Source organism: Streptomyces sp. NPDC052020 (assembly GCF_040680575.1).
Lineage (GTDB): Bacteria > Actinomycetota > Actinomycetes > Streptomycetales > Streptomycetaceae > Streptomyces.
The window spans coordinates 310,022-329,735 of sequence record NZ_JBFAWY010000001.1 but is presented as its reverse complement, the minus strand read 5'-3'; the positions used below and the strand labels follow the sequence as shown (position 1 = coordinate 329,735).

Below are 19,714 nucleotides of genomic sequence, written 5' to 3'. Positions count from 1 at the left end.
CGGTGTCAGGACTCCTTCGTCTTCTTGCTTCTGGTGCTCTTGGCAGTCTTCACAGACGCTCCGCGTCCACGGCGGGCGGCGGGCGGTCGCCAGGCTTGCAGGTCCTCGTCGGTGAGGTGGCGTTCGCCCTGGAGCGAACGGCGGCCGGCCAGGACGTCGGCGGCCGGGGAGGTGCCGTACGTCGGGTCGATCTCGTTGTGCCACTGATCGAGCCAGGGCTGGAGTTCGAGGAGGGCGGCAAGGAGCGGGGGCCACTCGTCGTCGGACAGCTCGGGGCCGTGGACGTTCAGGTAGCCGAGGAGAGCCTCGGCCTGCTGGAGGTGGTCCCAGCCGGCCCAGCCGTAGAGGGATGGGGACTGGACGTTTTCGGCGCCGTAGGAGATGAAGCGTTCCTTGGGGACATCCATCTTGCCGCGCAGACTCCAGTACGAGCTGCGCAGGAAGTCGGCGCTGGCGTAGGTCCGAGGCACCGGGATCCCGTCGCGAATCTTCTTCTTCGCGATGGGGTCCTGCTCAGCGTCCTCCCTGCGCTGCTCCTCCCAGGTGTGCTTCCACTCTGCGTGCTTGTCCAGGCCGGAGGACTTGTAGCGGAGGGCGGCGGTGGCCGGGACGTGCTGGTTGGAAAGGAGGTCGGAGACGGTCTTCGTGAAATCCTGGCCAGGCGCGAAGAGTTCGGCGACCGCCAGGAAGTCCTCGTCCTGTTCAAGGTCGGAGACCAGTTGGTTGAGAGTACGGATCTGCGGGCTGCCGTCCGCGTCGAACCAGAGGGCGTTGCCCTCCATGCGGTCGAGCAGCCAGGAGCGCAGGGCCTTCTCCTGGAGCGCGTCCCAGCCCTCGGTGGCCCAGCGGCGTTTGTACTCGGGGCGCTCCACCATGCCGATCTGGCGGTTCGACTCGATCGCGTCGATGCGCTTCTGGACGATCTCCCGGTAGGGCGCGGGCCAGTGGCCCGGGATCTCCGTGATGGGGGTGGAGCCGTGGCGGCGGAACCACTCGTCGGACGCCTCGCCGGCCTGGACCCGGCGCGCCAGCACGATCTCGAACGCGCGCTGCCCGAGGGCCAGTTCAGGGACGTCGGCGAACTCGTCGCCGTCGCGGGCGGCGGGGCGGAGATCATCGTCGAGGAGGCCGTAGAGGGCGTAGACCTGCCAGTCCAGTTCCTCTTGGAGGGCGATCATGCGGGCGCGGAGGTGGTTGTAGTGGCAGCGGGCGTCGCGGAGGGCGGAGGCAGTGGGGGGCTCGGCGACGGCCACCACGGATGAAGAGACGGCCAGTTCCTGAGCGAGGGAGTCGAGGCTGGCGGCCAGGGTGGTGGGATATGCGGAGGGCAGGGGAAAGTCCTGGAGGTTGGTACCGGTGAACTCGTAGCGCTCTTCCCAGGCTTCGCTCTGAATACCTCTACCGAGGCCGCTGCCCCCCTTGCCCTGACTCACCATCTTGAGCCAGAACGCAGCCGTAGAACTGTTGAGTACCCCAAGCAACTGCAGGTGCTTCTCTTCCGAAGCCCCCTCCCACAACTTGATCATGGGTGCGGACCGATTGAACACCTTCCCGTCGCGGTCCAACACGAAGTGGTTGTGAGTCGCCACAAATGCAAAGGCGATCGACCATGAATGACAGCCGGGGTTTGGTGTTACCTGATGCCACTCATACCAGGGCCTCCCGTCAGAGAAGTACGTGCCCTTCGAAAAGGTTGCGCGATGCCCGAGCACCGTCCGCCCAGGCCAGATCCATCTGTATGCTCCAGAATCCTCTGACAGGGGTAGCAGCTCGAATTTGTCCCGAGTCTCCTTATGCGGGAAGAACGTGTACGTCCCCTCCGAGTGCAGCCAGTCGCGCAGCTCTTCACCCAGCACAAGCGTCCGACCGAGGTCCTCCTCGCCCCCGCGCCGCAGCCAAGCCGCACGGCTGCTGATCATGATGCTGTCAGCGTTGGTCTGCCCGGTGTACCCGAAGCGCTTCGCCCGGTTGCGGAGTTTCGGCCCCCCGGCTGCTTCCAACCCGTCAATGAGCTCCTGCCCACCATCGGCAAGCACCCACGGCTGCTTCGCGAAGTACCGCTTCCGGTCAAGGTTGTCGACGGACACCCACTTGCTCACGCTACCTGGCGTCTCGATCTGGTCGACGATCGCCGACCACACCTGCCCCTTCGCCGGATCATCGGGAACCCCCGGCTCCCCCTGCACCGAACGCACCGTAAGCACGGTGGACGCTCGATGATGACCGCCCCGTCGCCGACCAACAAGGATCACGGTGGGCGTGCCATGTCCCGGAATGTAGGCACCGGATGTGTCGATGACCTCCGTGAGCTCGACCTGCTGACCGAAGTAGTCCTCGATCAGCTTCACACCGAACTCCCTCTTAATAAAGGAGTTGGAGGTGATCTGCCCAACCATTCCGTAGCCCAGCCCGGTCTCCGGGTCACCCCTCATCGAGAGCTCGAAGAACCTCTGCGCGAATGGCACGGTGAGCGCGTACTCTTTGTGGCACGCCTTGTACATCTCTCGGTACCGCTGGTTGAGCTCCTTGTCCTGCACCGTGATGTAGGGCGGGTTACCCACGACGACGTGGTATCGACCCGGCGTGAGGATGTCCTGATGCTCGTGCAGATCCTCCGTGCGGTAGGCGAACGAGGCCAGCGGATCCTCCGCTTCCTTCCCGTCCAGCGTGAGCTCCAGCTGCCGGGACTTGATGAGCGAGTCACCCACTGCCAGATGGACCGGCCACTCGTACAGCGCCGCCTTCTCCATCGTCCGCACGTCCGCCGCAGCCATGGCAGCGACCAGCAACCGGAAACGCGCGATGGCGACCGCGAACGGGTTGATATCGACGCCGTGCACCGAGTCGAGCGCGGCCCGCACCCGCTTGTGCGCATCAGCCGTCGAGGCCTTGTCGCTCCACTCCTTCAGCAGCCGCTTGAAGGCGCCCAGCACGAAGTGCCCGGACCCACAGGTGGGGTCGATCATCTTCAGCTTCTCGAAGCCAAATTCCCGCAACGCGGGGGTCATCGTCCGCTCGAGGATGAACTCCTCGACGAACTCCGGCGTCTGCAGCAGCGCGTACCGTGTCCGCGCATCATCGCTCAGGTCCTGATACAGGTCACCGAGGAAGCGCGTGTCCCACCCCTGCGTCCTGTCCTCGTCGTTCAGCGGGTCGGTGAAGTCATGGACGAGCTTCCCCTCTTCGTCCCGCCGCCCCCAGAACGCAACCAGCGCCCCAGCACCCTCGTGCGAAAGCGGCACCTCATACAACGGGTTGTGCCGCTTGTCGAAGAGCAGCCGCCCAGCCTGCCCCGCCCCGATTTCGTCAAACGCCAACTCAAGCCAACCCCGCCAAGTGGGGTCATCAGCCGTCGACTTGTACTCGTCGTACCGAGCCTGCGCCAGCTCCCGCCGATCGATCTCCGGCGAGGTGATAAACGGCTCCGCAATCAGCCCGTTGTCCTCACAGAACCGCACGAACACCGTAGCCAACACCCACGCGACCGCCACCTGCGTGAGCCGCTCGTCCAGCCACGCCTTCCACGTCGCCGCCGTACGCCCCAGCTCACGCGCCTGCTTGTACTCGGCGTCGTACCGTTCCCGTACCTCAGACACCTCGCCGACCTGCCGCTCAAGGTCCTTCTTGGCTGCAGCGACCTGCGGCTTGAGGTCGTCCAGCAGGGCCTTGCGGTCGATCATCGGGCGTACTCCTCGGTGTTCTCAGTCTGTTCAGCGCTCTCGCTCTGCGCACCCGCAAGGTGTATCCGCTTCACCCACGATTCAGGCAACGGAATCCACTCCCCCAACGGCTCCTGGTACGTGGCGTACACATCCCGCACCCCATCCGCCCCGACAGCCCGGCCCAGAACTGGCGGCCTCCCAGGATCCGCCTGCGGTACGAACAACCACAAGGGCCGCTGGGCCTCGCCCTCCCGCGCCTGACGCGCAAGTTCGTCAAGGCCGCCCATGTAGTCGTAGCGGGCGAACACCGCACCGTCCGTCAGCAGCAACGGACGTGAGTCGTCCCCGCCACACAGCAGCGTGCTGATCTCCTCACGCATACGGTCGCTCGCATTCCGAGCGAAACGCGTGAAGTTGACGGCCGCCGTGGAACCCGCCTCTGCCGCATCCGCCTTCAGGATCGTCTCCCAGCGCGGCAGTCCCTTGGCGTTCGCCGCCGCCTTCGCCTCCTGCTCGGCGTGAAGGTGCCGCAGGAACACCTCGGTCGCCGACACCGTCACCACACCCCCACCGAACCGCGCATCCGCCAGCTCACGCATCGCGCGTCGACCCAGTTCACTACGGACGGTCAGCACCCGGTAACCGTCGCCACTCGCCGCAGCTCGCAGACGTTCCTCTGCACGAGCTGCCGCAGCCAGGTCGGCATTCTCCGACCACGCGGCGGCGGACGAGGTCACGGTCGAGGACCCGTCGATCCCGGTGCCGAAGTGGCTGGCGTTCTCCAGGCCCTCCGGCAGGTAGCGCTGCCGTCCGTCCTTGTGCGTGCGCAGGACCAGCGGGAAGCCGGCCTCCTTCAGCACCTCCGTGAGCGGAACATCCGTAGGCAAGCCATGACCGTCCTCGCCCTGTCCCGTCCGCAGCTCGGGGAAGCGGGACCGCACCCGCTCATGCACAGTGGCGACGGTCAGCCCCGGTTGCTCGTCCTCCGACAGGCCGGGGATGATCTTGACGACGCCGGCCTGGGTGAGGCGTAGTGCCCGCACCATGCCAAGGCCGCGCGGGTACAGCTCCAGACGCGAGGACACCGCGGCGTCCTGCGAGGCAGCCGCCGCGATGTCCACGATCCGCCGCTCGTCCCAGTCGAGGGCACCCTGCGGAGGCTCCACCTGGGTCAGATCGGCGAGCACGGACGCGGCCGTCGGAAGGGTCTCGGCTCGCACGAGCCGGTCGGCGTGCTGGCCGAGGCGACTCGCGTAGTCGAGCAGGCCCGGCGCGGACGGCGTGTCAGGGCTGTCGACGTCCTCCCGGCATTCCAAAGCCAAGAGCCCGGGTCGCAGCGCCTCATCCACGGCCTGCCGATTGGGGCGGTGCTGGAAGGCCGGAGTCGCGGCAGCCTCCTCCATCTCCACCACGACGCGTACGGCGGCCAGTGCCAAGGCGCGACGCTGGTACAGCTTGGGCAGGTCGGTACCGCGCCGCAGGATCAGCGCGTCGGCGATCTCGGCGGCGGAGGCGAGGCGTCCGGACTGCTCCAGGATGTCCAGGACCTCGGCGCGCAGCTCCCGCAGGGCCGGCTCGTCGCGCCACTTTTCCCGCAGGCCCTTGATGTGCGGGTTGACTCCTCCCTGAGTCATGCCCAGTAGCTTGGCCACGTCCGTCTGCGTGGGCCAGGCGGGCAGCGCCGGCAGTCGTCCGTCGTCGCCGGGGAGGCGCAGCAGCGCACGGGCCACGTCGATACGGCTCTGGTTGTTGCCGACGGGGCCTCGCTGCCCCTTCACCAGTTCCGGGACCATGCGCGTCGCAAGCGCGTCCAGCGAGACGCGTCGCAGCGCTGGACCTTCACCCGCAGCCAGGGCCAGGTGGTCGCTGAGCTTGCGCTCCATGCCGGACTCGGCCTTGGCCGCGTCCAGTTCCGCTTTGGCGGCCTTCCGGCCCTCCCCGGTGAGGGGATTGAGCTCGGCGGCGCGCAGTCGGCGGCGCCATTCACGGATGCGCCGCTGGATGTCGGAGCGGGTCTTGGCACCCAGACCCGGCTTGTTGATCAGGTCGCGCTCGCTTCGGTCGAGCAGCTCGCCGACCGTGGTGATGTCCAGGCCGTACAGGAAGGACTGGGCAGCGGCGGTCAGGCCCGACAGGGAGAGGTGGGTGTCGAGTCCAGCCGCCGCGGCGCGCTGGTCGCGTGCCTCGTCGGAGTGCAGCTCCTCCTCGGCGCCGTGGCCCTTGCCGTGCGAGGAGGGCACGGTCTGCTGAGACGCGTCGAGGAAGACCTTCTTCCACGCGTCCTGCATGTCCTTGAGCGTCGCGAACCGCTTGCCGGCGTCGCGGTGCAGGGCGCGGCGGAAGAATCCCAGCAGGCCCTCGCGGACCGGATCCTCGAAGGCGTCCTGCTGGATCTCCGGGTACGGCATCTCCTTCGGATCGGTCATCTCGGGTGTGACCGAGCCGTCGCCCCAGCGCGGCAGCTCGCCGGAGGCCATCTGGTGGAGGGTGACCGCGAGGGCGTACCGCTCGGCCTGGTCGTCGTAGACCGCCCGCCTGTTCACCGTGCCGCCGATGAAGGGGTCCATGTACCCCTGGGTGCCGACCGCCGTCTCGCTCGCCGGGTAGGAGGCGAGGGAGAAGTCGATCAGAACCAGCTCGCGCGTGCCGTTGGGTCGCTTGCGGATGGCGATGTTGTCCGGCTTGATGTCGCGGTGCCACACGCCCTCGCCCTGGAGGAAGTCGACGGCGCCGAAGAGCTGGTCGCCGTACTTCTCCAGGGTCTCCATGCCCATGGCGCCGTACTCACGCAGCCAGCGGGCGAGGGTCTCCTCACGGGCGCGGATCTTGCCGTTCGAGCCCTCCCCATCAGCAAGCTCCGCCTTCTCGTCGCCGACGTACTCGACGGCGAGTGCGGTCCGCTCGCCAAGCCGCAGCGGCTCGGGCACCACGAGGTTGATCACCCGCGAGTCCGCGCGCAGCCGGCGCATCACCTGCGCCTCGCCCTCCAGGACGGTGACGCTGCGGTCCGAGACCGCCACCTTCAGAACGGCGAGCGGCCGGGTGCGGAACTCCTCCGACCGGAGATCCCGTACGAGGAACGCGCGTGAAGTGGAGCCGGTCCCCAAGCGTCGGCGGACCTGCCAGCGACCGCCGCCCAGCACATCGCCGGGCTGGGCCTCCAGTGCGTCGGGCTCGGGCTGCGCGCTAGGCGCGTTCGCCGGTTCGGCGGGAGTCGCGGGCTCGGCGGGCTGAGCGCGTCGTACGCCCACCGAATCCTCGGCGTCGGCGAGGAGTTCCAGGAACTCGTCGACGGACGACATGCGCTGCTCGGGGCGATAGGCGGTAGCCGCTTGGACGAGCAGGTCGACGTCGTCCGTCATGCCGTCGACGACGGCAGAAGGCGTCAGGCCGTCGCTCTCGCGGAGCATCGTCAGGACCTCTGCCTGGGTGGATGCCGGAGGGCGGCCGGTGACCAGCAGGTAGGCGAGCGTCCCGAGGCCGTACACGTCCAGCAGCACCGGGTCAGGTCGCGGAGCGGTCAGCTCCGGTGCCAGGTACGGCTCCGCGCCCTCGGCCACATGCGTGGCGGACAGCGCGGTCGGGGCGAGAGCAGCGGCGGCGCGCGCCCCGCTACTCGAACCGAGACTGCGGGCGCTGGCCACCTGCCAGTCAGCGATCTCCAGGCGGGGGCGCAGCCACGCCTCCTCCTCGCCCAGCTTGCGCGGGCCCGGTATGACGTCGACCGAGCGGGCGGCCAGGGCACGATGGTGGAGCAGGCCGGAGTGGGCCGAGCGGATCGTCTCGGCGAGCTGCCGCAGCAGCCGTAGACGGGCCTGGATGTCGAGCTTGTCGCCGTAGCGGCGGACGTACTCGTCCAGCCGCATTGCGCGCATATCGTAGTCGAAGAGCAGAGCCGGTCCGGCCGGATGGGCCGACGGCTCGAAAGTCTTGTACTGCGCCGCGCCCCGGTGCTTGAAGCGGCTGAGAACGGCTGCTTCCCGGCGTGCCGCCCGCTCCACGGACTCGCGCGCCTCCGCGCTCGCGCCCCGCTCCCGCAGGTAGACGCGGACGCGGACGGTCTCGTACAGGTCCTTGTGGTGGCCGACGTAGTCCACCCAGGTCGGACCGGAGGCAATCTCGTTGTCAAGGCGGTAGGAGCCGACCCACCGCTCGGCCTCGCTGGCCCGGATGCCCGCCTTCTTGAGCCGCTTGGCGATGTCCAGGGAGCGGCCCTCGGTGTACCGGAACCGCTCGTCGCGCGGCGGCCGGCGCAGCTCCTTGATCAGCTCGGCGATCGTGAACACGTGCTGCCGCTCGTTCTGCGGCAGCTCCACGCGGAGCTTGGGGTTGGTGATACAGACGGCTTCTTGGACCCACACCTTCTGGCCCTTGGGACCGCCCGCCCGGTTCAGGAGGGTCGCGAGCTCCTTGGCCTTCTTGTTCAACAGGTGCAGCGGATTGCCGTGATCGACTTCTTCGCCGTTGCCCTTGGTCTGCACCCAGGTGCCGTACGGCGCGGCGAGGTGTCCGACCCAGTCCTTCAGCTCGACCAACCACACCCCGCCGGGGGCGACGATCAGCAAGTCACATTCACGCGGATGGCCCGAATTAGCAGTGAATGTGAAGTTCGCCCAAGCCCGCCATGGCTCGTTGCCGGGAAGTTGCTTACGGATCGACTCCAGGCCCCGCTTCTCGTGCCCGAACTCAGACTCGGTGACGGTCGTCCACCGGTCCTTTTCCATCGCTCCTCGCAAACTTCGCCATCCCGCCACACCGCGATCACGCTGGTGACCGCGGCACATCGTATCCCGGGGGTACGGGATCAGGACCGGGTCGCGTAGCGCACGAACGCGGACCACTCCACGGCAGGGAAGGAGAGGCGGGCGCGGGCAGGGTCCTTGGAGTCTCGGATGTGGATGGTGCCGGATGTGACGGCTGCCTCAAGGCACTCGCCGCCCTCGTTGCCGCTGTGGCTGCTCTTGAACCAGGCGAGGCGCGTGGGCTCCACAGAGCTCATAGTTCCCCCAGCATGTCCTTGATCAGGTCGAGGGACTCCCGCATGGTGAGCGCCTGTGCCCTGATGCTTCCGTACCGTGCGGCCAGGATACGTACCTCCTCGGGATCCGTGACCAGTCGGCTACCGTTCTGCACCTCCGTGTATCCGACCTGGGCCTTTCCCTTAGGGGTGAGCAGGATGAACGGGCCGCCCATTCCCGCGTGCTCACTCCGGTCCGTCGGCATCACCTGAAGCTCCACGTTGCGCAGCTGCGCAAGCTTGATCAGTTGCTCCAGCTGCTCCTTGTGGACCTCCGGCCCGCCGATGGGCCGCCGCAGCACGACCTCCTCGATGACGGCCGTCACCAGGCGCCCCTGGCTCATACCGGCACCACGCCCGACCCCTTCGCCGAATCCGGCCGCGGCCTGTTCCTCGTCGACGCGCTCGCCGTCCGCTGGGGCACCAAGCCCCGGCCGCCCTCCGGCAAGACCGTCTGGGCATGCCTCCCACTCCTGTGACGCCGGATGCGAGACAGTCCGTCCACAGGCGGACACAAGGCGTGGACAACACGGCGGGGAGGTGGAGAGAATTCTGATCACACCGTCGGTCTCAGCAGTGGTCGGATGTACCACTCGCCCCGGCCGGGCGGTGGCACGGGGGTGCCGTGTGGGGGAAGGACGTACGGGTGGGGGAAGACAGCGCCGTCGGCGGCGTGGCGCCGCGCATCTCGCAGGGGATCGAGGTGTACGGCGGGACGGACGGGGCCGTGTCGTGGAGCGGTGTCGAGCTGACGGCCGACGTGATGCGGGAGCTGGCTGCGGGGCCGTGGGCCGAGCGGGTCGGTGACCTGGGTGCCTCTCGCGATCTGGTCACCGAGCTGCGGTCGCTGGCCACGACGGACATGGAGACGCAGTTCATCAGCACGCTCCTGGAGAGCGAGCCGGAGCCGCTGCCCTGGCAGGTCGGCGAGGCGCTCGCCGAGGTACTGCTGGAGAACTGGCACGGCGCGCTGTGGGTGTGGGACGGTGCGCGGGACCGGCGTACGCGCAAGGCGAGCCTGCCGGGGGCGGACCTGGTCGGTCTGTGTGTGGCGGACGGCTCGGCGCGGCTGCTCTTCGGCGAGGTCAAGTCGTCGTCGCAGGCGGCCAGCCCCCCTGGCGTGATGACGGGCTCGGACGGCATGATCGAGCAGCTCAAGCGGCTGGCCGGGAAGGACGACCACCTCACCCTGATGAAATGGCTGCGCTCCCGCTGTCTCACCGCCGAGCACAAGGCGGCCTACCACACGGCGGCCGGCCGCTGGGTGAAGTCCAGGGGCGCGGACATCCAGCTCTTCGGCTGCCTGGTCCGCGACACCGTGCCGGAGCCGAAGGACCTGAGCGACCGTGCCGCCGTACTGGCCAAGACGGTCGTGGAGCCCATGCATGCCCTGCTGACTGCCTGGTACCTCCCGGTGGCCATGAAGACGTGGCCGAAGCACGTGGAGGTGCTCGACGTTGGCTGATCTGGGCTGGCTGGAAGGAGCGCTCGACCCGGAACTTGTAGGGGAGGCCGAGGAGCGGGCGCACCGTGTGCTCATCGGCTCCGCTCTGCGGGCGGTCGAGGCAGAGGTTCCCGAGGGTTCGCCCGACAGCCGGGAGGCGGTCGACTTCGCGGTGGACGCCCTGGACCTGCTGGCCTGGGACGCGATCGCGGAGGATCCGAAGGCACCGGAGACCCGGCGGCTGTGCGGGCAGATGTTCACCCTGGCGCGGGCACGGCTACCGGAGGACGACTCCCCCGACGCGCGCCTCGAACTGCTCCGTACGGTCTGCCTGGGCTGGATCGCCGACGAGACCCCGCTCGCGGCCCGGCTGCTGGCCGACGTCGAGCTGCCCTCCGTACCGGATGCGGAGGACGACTGGGAGACTCAGGTGCGGCGCGGAACCGCCGATGTGTGGCTCTTGCTGCTGCGCAAGCGCGGCTGGGACGACCTCGACGCGCTGGACCACCTCATCGCGCGGCTACGGGCCGAGCAGGCGGGTCGGGAGGAGACCTACCTCTCGGCGGCCGGTGACGACGCCCGGCCCGCCGCCTGGTCGCTCGCCGCCCACTACCACCTGCTCAAGACGGCGGAGCTGCTCGCCGAGTACCTGGCCACCGGGCATCTGCTGCGTGAACGCCGCCCCGGACGTCACTACGACGTGCGTGAGCGTGTGCAGGCGCACTGCGACCGCGCCCTGGAAGCGGCCGTCGCCTCGGCCGACCCCGATCTCGAGGTGCTTGTACGGCTGCTGGCGGCGACGGCCGACCAGATCATCGACAACAGCCTGTGGACGGTGGCTCGTGCTGTCAGCCCAGAGGTGAACGCCTTCGTGGCCTCCCTCGTCGACCGTGGCCGACCGCGCCCGATCTTCGAGGTGCTGCCGCCGCAGCGTGTGGCCCTGGCCGAGCAGGGGCTGATCCGGACCGCGCACCGCAGTGTGGTGGTCAGTCTGCCCACCAGCGCGGGCAAAACCCTGATCGCCCAGTTCCGGATCCTCCAGGCGCTTAACGCCTACGACAAGCAGCACGGCTGGGTGGCGTACGTCGCCCCGAACCGGGCGCTCGTCAACCAGGTGACGCGACGGCTGCGCCGCGACTTCGCCGGGCTCGGGATCGGGGTGGAGCGGGTCAGCCCGGCCCTGGAGTTCGACGGTCTGGAAGAGGACATGCTCACGGACCGCGGCGAGGGGCGTTTCCGGGTGCTGGTGTCCACGCCCGAGAAGTTCGATCTGTTGCTGCGCTCCGGCTGGCAAGAGAAGATCGGGCGTCCGCTGTGTCTGGTGGTGGCCGACGAGGCGCACCACCTGGGGGTGGACGGGCGGGGGATCAAGCTGGAGCTGCTGCTGGCCACCGTCAACCGGGAGGCCCAGGACTCGGGCTTCCTGCTCCTGACGCCCTTCATCGACAACGGTGACGTCATCGCCGAATGGCTGGACAGCGGCAGCCGGCAGTCGGTCGGGCTGTCGGTGGACTGGACGCCGAACGACCGCATCGTGGCCCTCGCCCACCGCGAGCGTGCGGCGGGCAACGGCGGTTTCCGGGTGGCGCTGGAGACGTTGGTGACCAGTCGCAGGACCCTCAGTGTTCCCGACGAACTGCCGCTGGACGGGTACCGGCCGCTCGGCCTGTCCTGGTCCCAGGCGGGCCAGCCTGGGAAACTGGCCGCGGCGACCGCAGCCGTCCTGGCTGAGCGGGGACAGACCATCACCCTTGCCCAGCAGCCCAGCCACGCCTGGGGTATCGCCGAGCGCATCGCGGGTGGACGGGAGGCGGTCGCCGATCCCAGCGACGAACTGCGTGCGGTGCAAGGTGTGGTGGAGGAGGAGTTCGGCACGGACTTCGCGCTGGTGGGACTACTCGCCAAGGGCGTCGGAGTTCATCATCGGGGCTTGCCGGACGATATCCGCATTTTGACGGAGTACCTGGTGGAGAGGGGCGACCTCACTCACCTGGTATCCACCACGACCATCGCCCAGGGCGTCAACTTCCCCGTTGCGAACATTGTGTTGGCCTCCCACCAGTTCCCGTACGGGGCCGACATCCCGGCCTCTGACTTCTGGAACCTCGCGGGGCGAGCCGGCCGAGTGGAGCAGGGTGAGGTAGGCCTGATCGCGCTGGCCGCGACCGACGAGGAACGGGCCAGGAAACTACGGGAGTTCGTCGCCCGCCAGGTCGCGGAGCTGAACTCCACACTCATCGACATGGTGAGCCAGGCCATGTCCAGGAACGGCCACCTCGACCTGCACACGCTGGCGGCCATCCCGGAGTGGTCCGCCTTCGTCCAGTATCTGGCCCACACCTACCGGCAGATCGGAGATCACGAGGAGTTCGCCGAGGAGATCGAGCAGGTGCTGCGTGGAACTCTCGGCTTCCAGCATCTGCGGCGCGTGAACCGCGGCTGGGCGGCGGAACTGGTGCGCAGCGTGCGGGAGTACGCTGAGCTTCTCTCCGGCAAGGCACTGGGACTGGTCGACAGCACGGGCTTCTCCTGGGAGAGCGTCGCGGGCACCCTGAAGCGCCTGAGCGATGCTCGGATCGACCGTGAGATCTGGTATGCGCCGCTTTTCGACGGCGACCGCAGGCCACTGGCCCAGTTGGTCGGGGTAATGCTCGAGGTGCCCGAACTGAGGGAGAGCCTCCATGAGATCGCGGACGAGCAAGACGGCCGCAGCGGCGACTACATCGCCCGCGTCATCCAGGACTGGGTGAACGGCGCGTCCGTACCTCAGCTGGCCGCCGACCACTTCAGGAAGCCGGGCGAGTCCAACAGCCTCAAGGCGATCACCAAGTGCTGCCAACGCCTGTTCGGCGACATGGCGCCCACGGTCTCCTGGGGGCTGTCCGCACTCCAGTCGCTCACACTCGGCCAGGACTTCGCGACGCTGCCCGCCGAGACACAACGCGAACTGCGGAACATTCCGTCGTACGCCTTCTACGGTGTGCGCTCGGAGGTGGCGATCGCGATGCGGCTCGCGGGGGTACCGAGGTCGGCCGCGGGCCGCATGGCCGCGACCGTCGCCGGCGGACAGGACCAGCGCCGCCCGCAGAGCCCGCTCGGTCCCGCCGAGGCCCGAACGCGGCTGGCGGGACTGTCGGATGCCGTATGGCAGTCAGCCCTCGGGCCCAAGGGACCGGCTTATCGGACAGTCTGGCGGATCCTTGACGGCGTGCAGTAAACCGAGTCGGAGGCGGCGCTCATCTCACGCAGGACGTCCACAAGGTGCAGGCCCGGCGAGCCTCGGCGAGCAGCGCTTCCGCAGCGGACGGCGTTCCGAAGGAATCCACCGCTCTGCTCACCACCATCCGCAGATGGTCAGCTGTGGTCTGGATCCGCTGCTGGGTGATGCCGTACTGCTCCTCGGTGAGCGCGTGATCGCTTTCCCACACGTCCTGCAGCGTCTCGTACTGGGTGTCATCCGCGTCATACACACTCGGGATGCGCGGCAGGTCCTGGTCGGTGAGACGAGGCACTACTGGAGCGTGCCGTGCGTCGGCGACACCGTCGGCCTCTCCGTGGAGAATGCGGCGCACCAGTACCCGATCCGTCTCCGAGCGAGCCACCTGGGCAGCGAGAGCGTCGAGCCTGTCGAGGATGGCCGGCACTCCGGTGTGGTTACGGGTACGCAGCAGGACGCCGAGCTCCCCGGCTGCTTTCCGGCCGGACTCCTGAGCGCGGAAAAGCAGTTGATCGCAGCGCGCGATCTCGTCGTGTGCTCGCTGCACGACGCGCACCGCTTCCTCCACGCTCCGCAGGCCTCGGTCCAGATCGATGGCGTACGCCTTGGTCGCCTTGGTCGCCTCGGTCACGCTTGTGTCCCCACCCTTCGTCGTCCCCTGCCTGGATCATAAAGACATCGAGGAACCGCCCCATGCCGACCCTGACCGCCCGCACGAAGCCCCGCACCCGCAGGTCGATGGAACTGCTGGCCGAGCGACCCGACGGCCTCCACTTCAGTGAGCTGTGGAAGCTCGTCGTCGCAGAACTGCCCTTGGCCGACGAGGACATGGAGCGGCTGAAGAGCGGAGACACGAAGGGCGAGAACGCCTGGAAGTGGCAGACCTCCGACCTGGTGATGGCGGGGTGGCTGCGCAAGAACAACGGGTACTGGCGTATCACGGCACTGGGCCGGGAAGCACTGGAGCAGCATTCGGACGCGGAGGCCTTCTACGGCGCTGCCCGGTTCGCGTACGCCTACTGGGAGGCCCATCGGCACGGTTTCGCCTACGCTCAGAAGCTCGTCGGTGTCATCCCGGCAGGCCGCCAGCTGGACCTCGACACCCTGGCGGCAGAGACCCGGCTCGATCGAGGCCCCCTGGCGCGATGGCTGTGGGGCGCCCGCCCGAAGGGCGCGCAGTGGGTTGTGGACGGCAGCGGTGGTGCCGCTCCCGAAGTGCGCGCCGACGACACGGAGAAAGCCGAGCTCTTTGCCGAGATCCAGGACTGGCAACGTCTCGCGGAGGAGACGGTCCGCCCTATCGAACTCCGCGAGCTGCAGGAACTGCTGGCACGCGAGAACGAGAGAGTCCCGCACGCTCCGAGCGCTTGGCTGCTGCACGGCTATCTCGCGCACGACGCGGACCTTGTGCGAGCCTGGATCACCGAGGGCTTCTGCTCGCTGAACGCAGCCCTCATCGGCCCTGTGGACGGGTCCGTATCCCCCGAGGAACTCCGCGTCCGGGTGGAACACGGATACCGGAGCGTCCCCGCCAGCCGACGCGAGGAACTAGCCTTGGCGCTGCTGGCCTTCCTCTCCCACATGCACCCGGGGGATCTGGTCTGCACGCTCAGCGACGGCCGGTTCCATCTCGGTACGGTGACGGGCCCCGCCGAGTACAAGTCCGGTGTGCTTCGTCGGACGGTCAACTGGATGGACGTGCGGATCGACTACAACGACCTTCCGGAAGAGGTGCAAGGGCGTTTCGCCAGCCAGCACGACATCGTCGACATGACCTCGTTGCTGAACGACCTCCTGCGCCTCGCGCCCACCGCGCACCCGGACGACGACTCGCGGGCGGAGGAACCCGAACCGGAGGCGGTCAGCCGAACAGGCAGCGAACTCCCATCCGTCGAACCGTCGTTGGCCGACGAGCTGCTGGTCACCGAGGATTGGCTCACCGAGGTCCGAGACCTTCTGCAGGACCGTCAGCAGCTGATCTTCTACGGCCCGCCCGGCACCGGCAAGACCTACCTCGCCCAGCACATCGCCGAGCACCTGGCCGGTGACCCGCGCGCCGTGAAACTGGTGCAGTTCCACCCGTCGTACGCCTACGAGGACTTCTTCGAGGGCTTCCGGCCGGTCATCACCAAGCCGGAAGCGGGGGCCGGCACGAGCACGCTCGCCTTCGACCTCCGTCCGGGCCCCTTCCGCAAGCTGGTGGACCTGGCGGAGGCGGACCCGTCGACGCCGTACTTCCTCATCATCGACGAGATCAACCGGGCGAACCTCGCCAAGGTCTTCGGCGAGTTGTACTTCGTTCTCGAGTACCGCAATCGGCCCGTGGACCTTCAGTACTCGGGTGAGTTCCATCTCCCCCGGAACGTGTTCATCATCGGCACGATGAACACGGCCGACCGGTCCATCGCCCTGGTCGACGCGGCGATGCGACGCCGTTTCGCCTTCGTCGCCCTGCATCCGGACGAGGAACCGACGGACGGCATGCTGGCCCGCTGGATCGACGAACAGACGAAGAACGCGAAGATCAATCCCACCGAGGACGTGGCCGCCCTGCACCGGGAGCTCAACCGGCGTATCGAGGACAAGGACTTCCGGGTCGGGCCGTCGTACCTGATGCGCCCCTCGGTCTACGCACCCGGCGGGATGGAGCGGGTGTGGCGCACCTCGATCCTGCCACTGCTGGAAGAACACCACTACGGTGACGACTCGGTGAACATCCAAGCCCGGTACGGCCTGGCAGCCCTGCGGCGTGCTGTCTCTGGAGGGGACGCGTGACGGATGCCGACGCCGTCGTGGTGCTGCGGGAGCACGGGCCATGGACGAACTCCCTGATGGACCCGGCAGTGGGCCGCACCCTGGCCACGACCGACTGGGTGGACGCCCGGCCCGACCCGTACGCGCCGGGTGATCCGCGTCGCTGGCAGGTGCGGGCGAAGTCGAGGGTGGGGGCCGTGCGGGTCGGTGACCTACAGCTGACGATCGTCCCCAAGCTGCCGGTGCGCCGGTTGTTCTTCCTGCTCGGATACGCTCTCGACCCTCGGTCCCACTGGGGACACGGCGACGGGAACGTGCTGGTGGGCGATCACGACGACCTGCTTCCGGCCGTCGCGCACGCCTTCGAGCGTCAGGCCGAACATGCCCTGCGACGCGGGCTGTCGCAAGGCTACCGGCATACGGACGAGGCACTGCCCGTGGTGCGCGGCCGCATCAGGGAATCGGACCAGATACGCAGGCGGTACGGATTCCCCGCACCGGTCGAGGTCAGCTTCGACGAATTCACGGTGGACATCCCGGAGAACCGGCTGCTGCTCGCCGCCGTGGAACGGCTCGTGCGCCTTCAGGGAGTCCCCCGTGACGTGCGCGGGCGGCTGCTGCGGCTGCGAGTCAGGCTGGAGGGCGTGAGCCCTCTCCGACGAGGCGCACCGCTGCCGTCCTGGACGCCCTCCCGCCTCAACAGCCGCTACGGTCCCGCCCTCCGGCTGGCAAAGCTGATTCTCCACGAGGCGTCGATCGAGCAGCGTGGCACGGACACGGCAGTGAGCGGTTTCCTGCTCGACCTCGCGAAGGTCTTCGAGGACTTCGTGTCGGTGGCTCTGCGGCAGGCCTTGCGGCCGTATGGCGGGCGCTGTCAGTTTCAGGCACACCACCACCTGGACGAGGCAGAGGCGTTCCTGCTCAAGCCGGATCTGGTCTGGTACGACGACGCCGGACGGCCGATCGGGGTCGCCGACGCCAAGTACAAGGCGGAGAAGGACAAGGAGGGGTTTCCGAGTTCCGACCTCTACCAGATGCTGGCCTACTGCACGTCGCTCGGTCTTCCGTCCGGCCATCTGGTGTACGCGAAGGGCCACTCGCCTCGGGGTTCTCACCAGGTGCGGCGTGCCAGAGTCGTCATCACTCAGCACGCCCTGGAACTGGATCGAGACCCGGTGGACCTCCTGGCGGGAATCGACGAGATCGCGGAGTTCATGGTCCGGTCGTAGTGACCTGGTTGGGTCAGTAGCGACTCCGGCCACACAGCCCGCGGTGGTACTCGGACCCGACCCGCCGGGCGACATCACGCCACTCCACACGGGGACATCCCGGACGATACTTCTTCGAGCTCGTCCGAGGCTTCCTCTACCGCCGTACACCGACTTCCGACCACCTTCGCGCCCGAAAAGCGCCCGATATCCCCTTCCATACCCATCTACGGTTGGACGCGGCGGACAATACGTGAGGACGGATTCGACCCGGATCCGACCCGAAGGGTTTGGTCAGTTACTGAACATGGCATGTGACCTGCGAAAACAAGGAGCGGCAGACGAGTCGGGCTGTACGCCGGGTTCTGTACCCCGGGACCTCGCGGTCGTCGGGGTGACGGCCATCCATCTAGGGCCGGCGTTGCCGTCGGCCTCGTGCGGTCTACCCGCGGACTCGGGCGGGCAGCCCTCGAACGTCCGCGCAGAGCGCTTTTCACGGCGCTCCTTTTGACCTTGCTCCGGGTGGGGTTTACCTAGCTGCCCAGGTCACCCTGGGCACTGGTGGTCTCTTACACCACCGTTTCACCCTTACCCAGCGCCGAAGCGCCGGGCGGTTTGCTTTCTGTGGCACTGTCCCGCGGGTCACCCCGGGTGGCCGTTAGCCACCACCCTGCCCTGTGGAGCCCGGACGTTCCTCGGGAAGCCCCCTAGGGGGACTCCACGCGGCCGTCCGCCCGGCTCGTCTGCCGTGTCGACCATGGTACCCGGCGGACGTCCCGCTTCGGCGCCGCGGCCGTGGCCAGGACCGAGCCCGCCAGGATCAGGGTGAAGGCGGCACCAATGCCGAGGGTCAGGTCCTCGCCCAGGAAGAGGGTGCCCGCGGCGACGGCGACCGCCGGATTGACGTAGGTGATGACGCCGGCCCGGGTCGGGCCCACCTCCTTGATCAGCTCCAGGAAGGCCACGAACGCGACCGCGGTGCAGACCACGCCGAGGCCGGCGAGGGCGGCCAGGGCCTCGCCCGAGGGCGGCGCGGCGGGCCGGGTCAGGAAGGCGGCGGGGGCGTAGACGAGGGCGGCCAGCGTCAGGCAGGGGGTGATGAGCTGGAGGGTGGGGACGTCCTTGAGGTGCCGGGCGGCTATCAGGGGGGCGGTGGCGTAGCCGACGACCGTCACCAGCACCTCGGCCAGCGAGCGGGCGTCGCCGCCGGTGAGGTGCGGCGCGGTGAGGACGGCGACGCCCGCGAGGCCGAGGGCGAGTCCGGTGATCCGGCGGGCGCCGACCCGTTCCCCGGCGCCGAAGAAGCGGGCCAGGGCGACGGCGACGATGGGGACGCCCGCGATGAGCAGGCCCGCGGTGGAGCTGGACAGGTGGCGTTCGGCGTCGGTGAGGGTCCACCAGGGCCCGATGATCTCGATGACCGCGAAGGCCAGCATGGGCTTCCAGTGCGCCCGGACGGTGCGGGTCAGGCCGCCCCGGCGGAGGGCGAAGGGGAGCAGGAGGGCGGCGCCGAGCGCGCACCGCGCGAACACCACCACGGACGGGGACAGCTCGTCCACCGCCACCTTGATCATCAGATAGGGGATGCCCCAGACCACTCCCATCAGGGAGAACAGGGCCCAGCCGCGTGCAGTCATGGCGGCAGTCTGGGCGCCGCGCTCACCCGCGGTCTTGAACGCTGTTGCGGTACGCCGCCGGAGTCACCCCCACCACCCGGCGGAACCAGCGGGTCAGGTGCGCCTGGTCGGCGAAGCCCACCGCGGCGGCCGCCTCGGCGGGGCGCAGGCCGGTCTCCAGCAGGCCGCGGGCCCGGGCGACCCGGTACTGGGCGAGCCAGGCGTACGGCGGTATCCCCATCGTCGTGCGGAAGGCGCGCAGGAGCTGGTAGCGGGACAGGCCCAGGTCGGTGGCGAGGGCGGCCAGGGACGGCGGGGTGCGGAGTTCGTCGGCGAGGCGGTCGCGGACGGCGTGGGCGATGCGGGCGGCGCCGGGCACGGTGCCGGCGGCGGCGCGGGCGGTGGAGTGGCGGCGGGCCAGGGCCGTGAGCAGCCAGGGGAGGCGGGACTCGGCCTCCAGGGGGTCGGGAGTGCGGGCGAGGTCGGTGTGCGCGGCGCGCAGGGCGCGGGCGAGTTCCGGGTCGTCCAGGACGGGCTCGCGGAAGTGCGGGAGGCCGCCGCGGGTCCCGTCGGCGAGCAGGGAGGGTTCGGCGTACAGGGCCCGGTAGGCGTAGCCCTCGGGGGCCGCGGGGCCGCCGGTGTGCATCTCGCCGGGTTCGAGGACGACGATGGAGCCGGGTCCCGAGTGGATGCGCCCGCCCCGGTAGGCGTAGCCCTCGGGGGCCGCGGGGCCGCCGGTGTGCATCTCGCCGGGTTCGAGGACGACGATGGAGCCGGGTCCCGAGTGGATGCGCCC

At 68.8% G+C, this 19,714-nt stretch carries 9 protein-coding genes, 1 other RNA gene and 3 pseudogenes; 5 read left to right on the top strand and 8 right to left on the bottom strand.

Annotated features, from left to right (window positions below):
- Positions 1-5: 5 nt before the first annotated feature.
- The 4 genes and pseudogenes from pglX to AB0L74_RS01470 all read right to left on the bottom strand — a co-directional run.
- Positions 6-3,680: a BREX-2 system adenine-specific DNA-methyltransferase PglX gene (gene pglX, locus AB0L74_RS01485; RefSeq protein WP_365644236.1), complete on the bottom strand. Its 3,675-nt coding sequence runs from the start codon at positions 3,678-3,680 to the stop codon at positions 6-8.
- Positions 3,677-8,386 carry a BREX system serine/threonine kinase PglW gene (gene pglW / locus AB0L74_RS01480; RefSeq protein WP_365644233.1) on the bottom strand — a complete coding sequence of 1,570 codons (4,710 nt, stop codon included), beginning with the start codon at positions 8,384-8,386 and terminating at the stop codon, positions 3,677-3,679. Before pglW ends, pglX begins: the two co-directional genes overlap by 4 nt.
- A gap of 80 nt (positions 8,387-8,466) precedes the next feature.
- Positions 8,467-8,661 (bottom strand): DUF397 domain-containing protein, encoded by a 195-nt coding sequence (locus tag AB0L74_RS01475; protein WP_365644230.1) that lies wholly within the window; start codon positions 8,659-8,661, stop codon positions 8,467-8,469.
- Positions 8,658-9,002 (bottom strand): annotated as a pseudogene (locus tag AB0L74_RS01470) (DUF5753 domain-containing protein); the annotation flags it as partial. The pseudogene AB0L74_RS01470 and the gene AB0L74_RS01475, both read right to left, overlap by 4 nt.
- Before the next feature lie 48 nt (positions 9,003-9,050).
- Here AB0L74_RS01470 and AB0L74_RS01465 point away from each other — a divergent pair.
- The 3 genes and pseudogenes from AB0L74_RS01465 to AB0L74_RS01455 form a co-directional block, all read left to right on the top strand.
- Positions 9,051-9,158 (top strand): annotated as a pseudogene (locus AB0L74_RS01465) (ATP-binding protein); the annotation flags it as partial.
- Positions 9,159-9,325: 167 nt separating this feature from the next.
- Positions 9,326-10,144, top strand: a complete 819-nt coding sequence (locus AB0L74_RS01460; RefSeq protein ID WP_365644227.1) for a hypothetical protein — start codon at positions 9,326-9,328, stop codon at positions 10,142-10,144.
- Entirely contained in the window at positions 10,137-13,340 is a 3,204-nt protein-coding gene (locus tag AB0L74_RS01455; RefSeq protein WP_365644224.1) for a DEAD/DEAH box helicase, read from the top strand. Before AB0L74_RS01460 ends, AB0L74_RS01455 begins: the two co-directional genes overlap by 8 nt.
- 19 nt (positions 13,341-13,359) lie before the next feature.
- Here the strand turns inward: AB0L74_RS01455 and AB0L74_RS01450 are convergent, their stop codons facing one another.
- Complete coding sequence (locus AB0L74_RS01450; protein WP_365644221.1) at positions 13,360-13,971, bottom strand: hypothetical protein; 612 nt, start codon at positions 13,969-13,971, stop codon at positions 13,360-13,362.
- Positions 13,972-14,033: 62 nt separating this feature from the next.
- Between AB0L74_RS01450 and AB0L74_RS01445 the strand changes: the two genes are divergently transcribed.
- Together AB0L74_RS01445 and AB0L74_RS01440 are read left to right on the top strand one after the other, a co-directional pair.
- Positions 14,034-16,115 (top strand): AAA family ATPase, encoded by a 2,082-nt coding sequence (locus tag AB0L74_RS01445; RefSeq protein ID WP_365644219.1) that lies wholly within the window; start codon positions 14,034-14,036, stop codon positions 16,113-16,115.
- Entirely contained in the window at positions 16,112-17,323 is a 1,212-nt protein-coding gene (locus AB0L74_RS01440; protein ID WP_365644218.1) for a restriction endonuclease, read from the top strand. Before AB0L74_RS01445 ends, AB0L74_RS01440 begins: the two co-directional genes overlap by 4 nt.
- Before the next feature lie 317 nt (positions 17,324-17,640).
- On the opposite strand, the gene rnpB is transcribed toward AB0L74_RS01440, so the two are convergent.
- From rnpB to AB0L74_RS01425, 3 genes and pseudogenes are all read right to left on the bottom strand, one after another.
- Positions 17,641-18,044: RNase P RNA component class A (rnpB, locus tag AB0L74_RS01435), an RNA gene on the bottom strand.
- 115 nt (positions 18,045-18,159) lie between these two features.
- A pseudogene (locus AB0L74_RS01430) lies at positions 18,160-18,876 on the bottom strand (DMT family transporter); the annotation flags it as partial.
- Positions 18,877-18,961: 85 nt separating this feature from the next.
- A partial coding sequence (locus AB0L74_RS01425; protein WP_365644215.1) for an AraC family transcriptional regulator occupies positions 18,962-19,714 on the bottom strand: 753 nt, incomplete at its 5' end.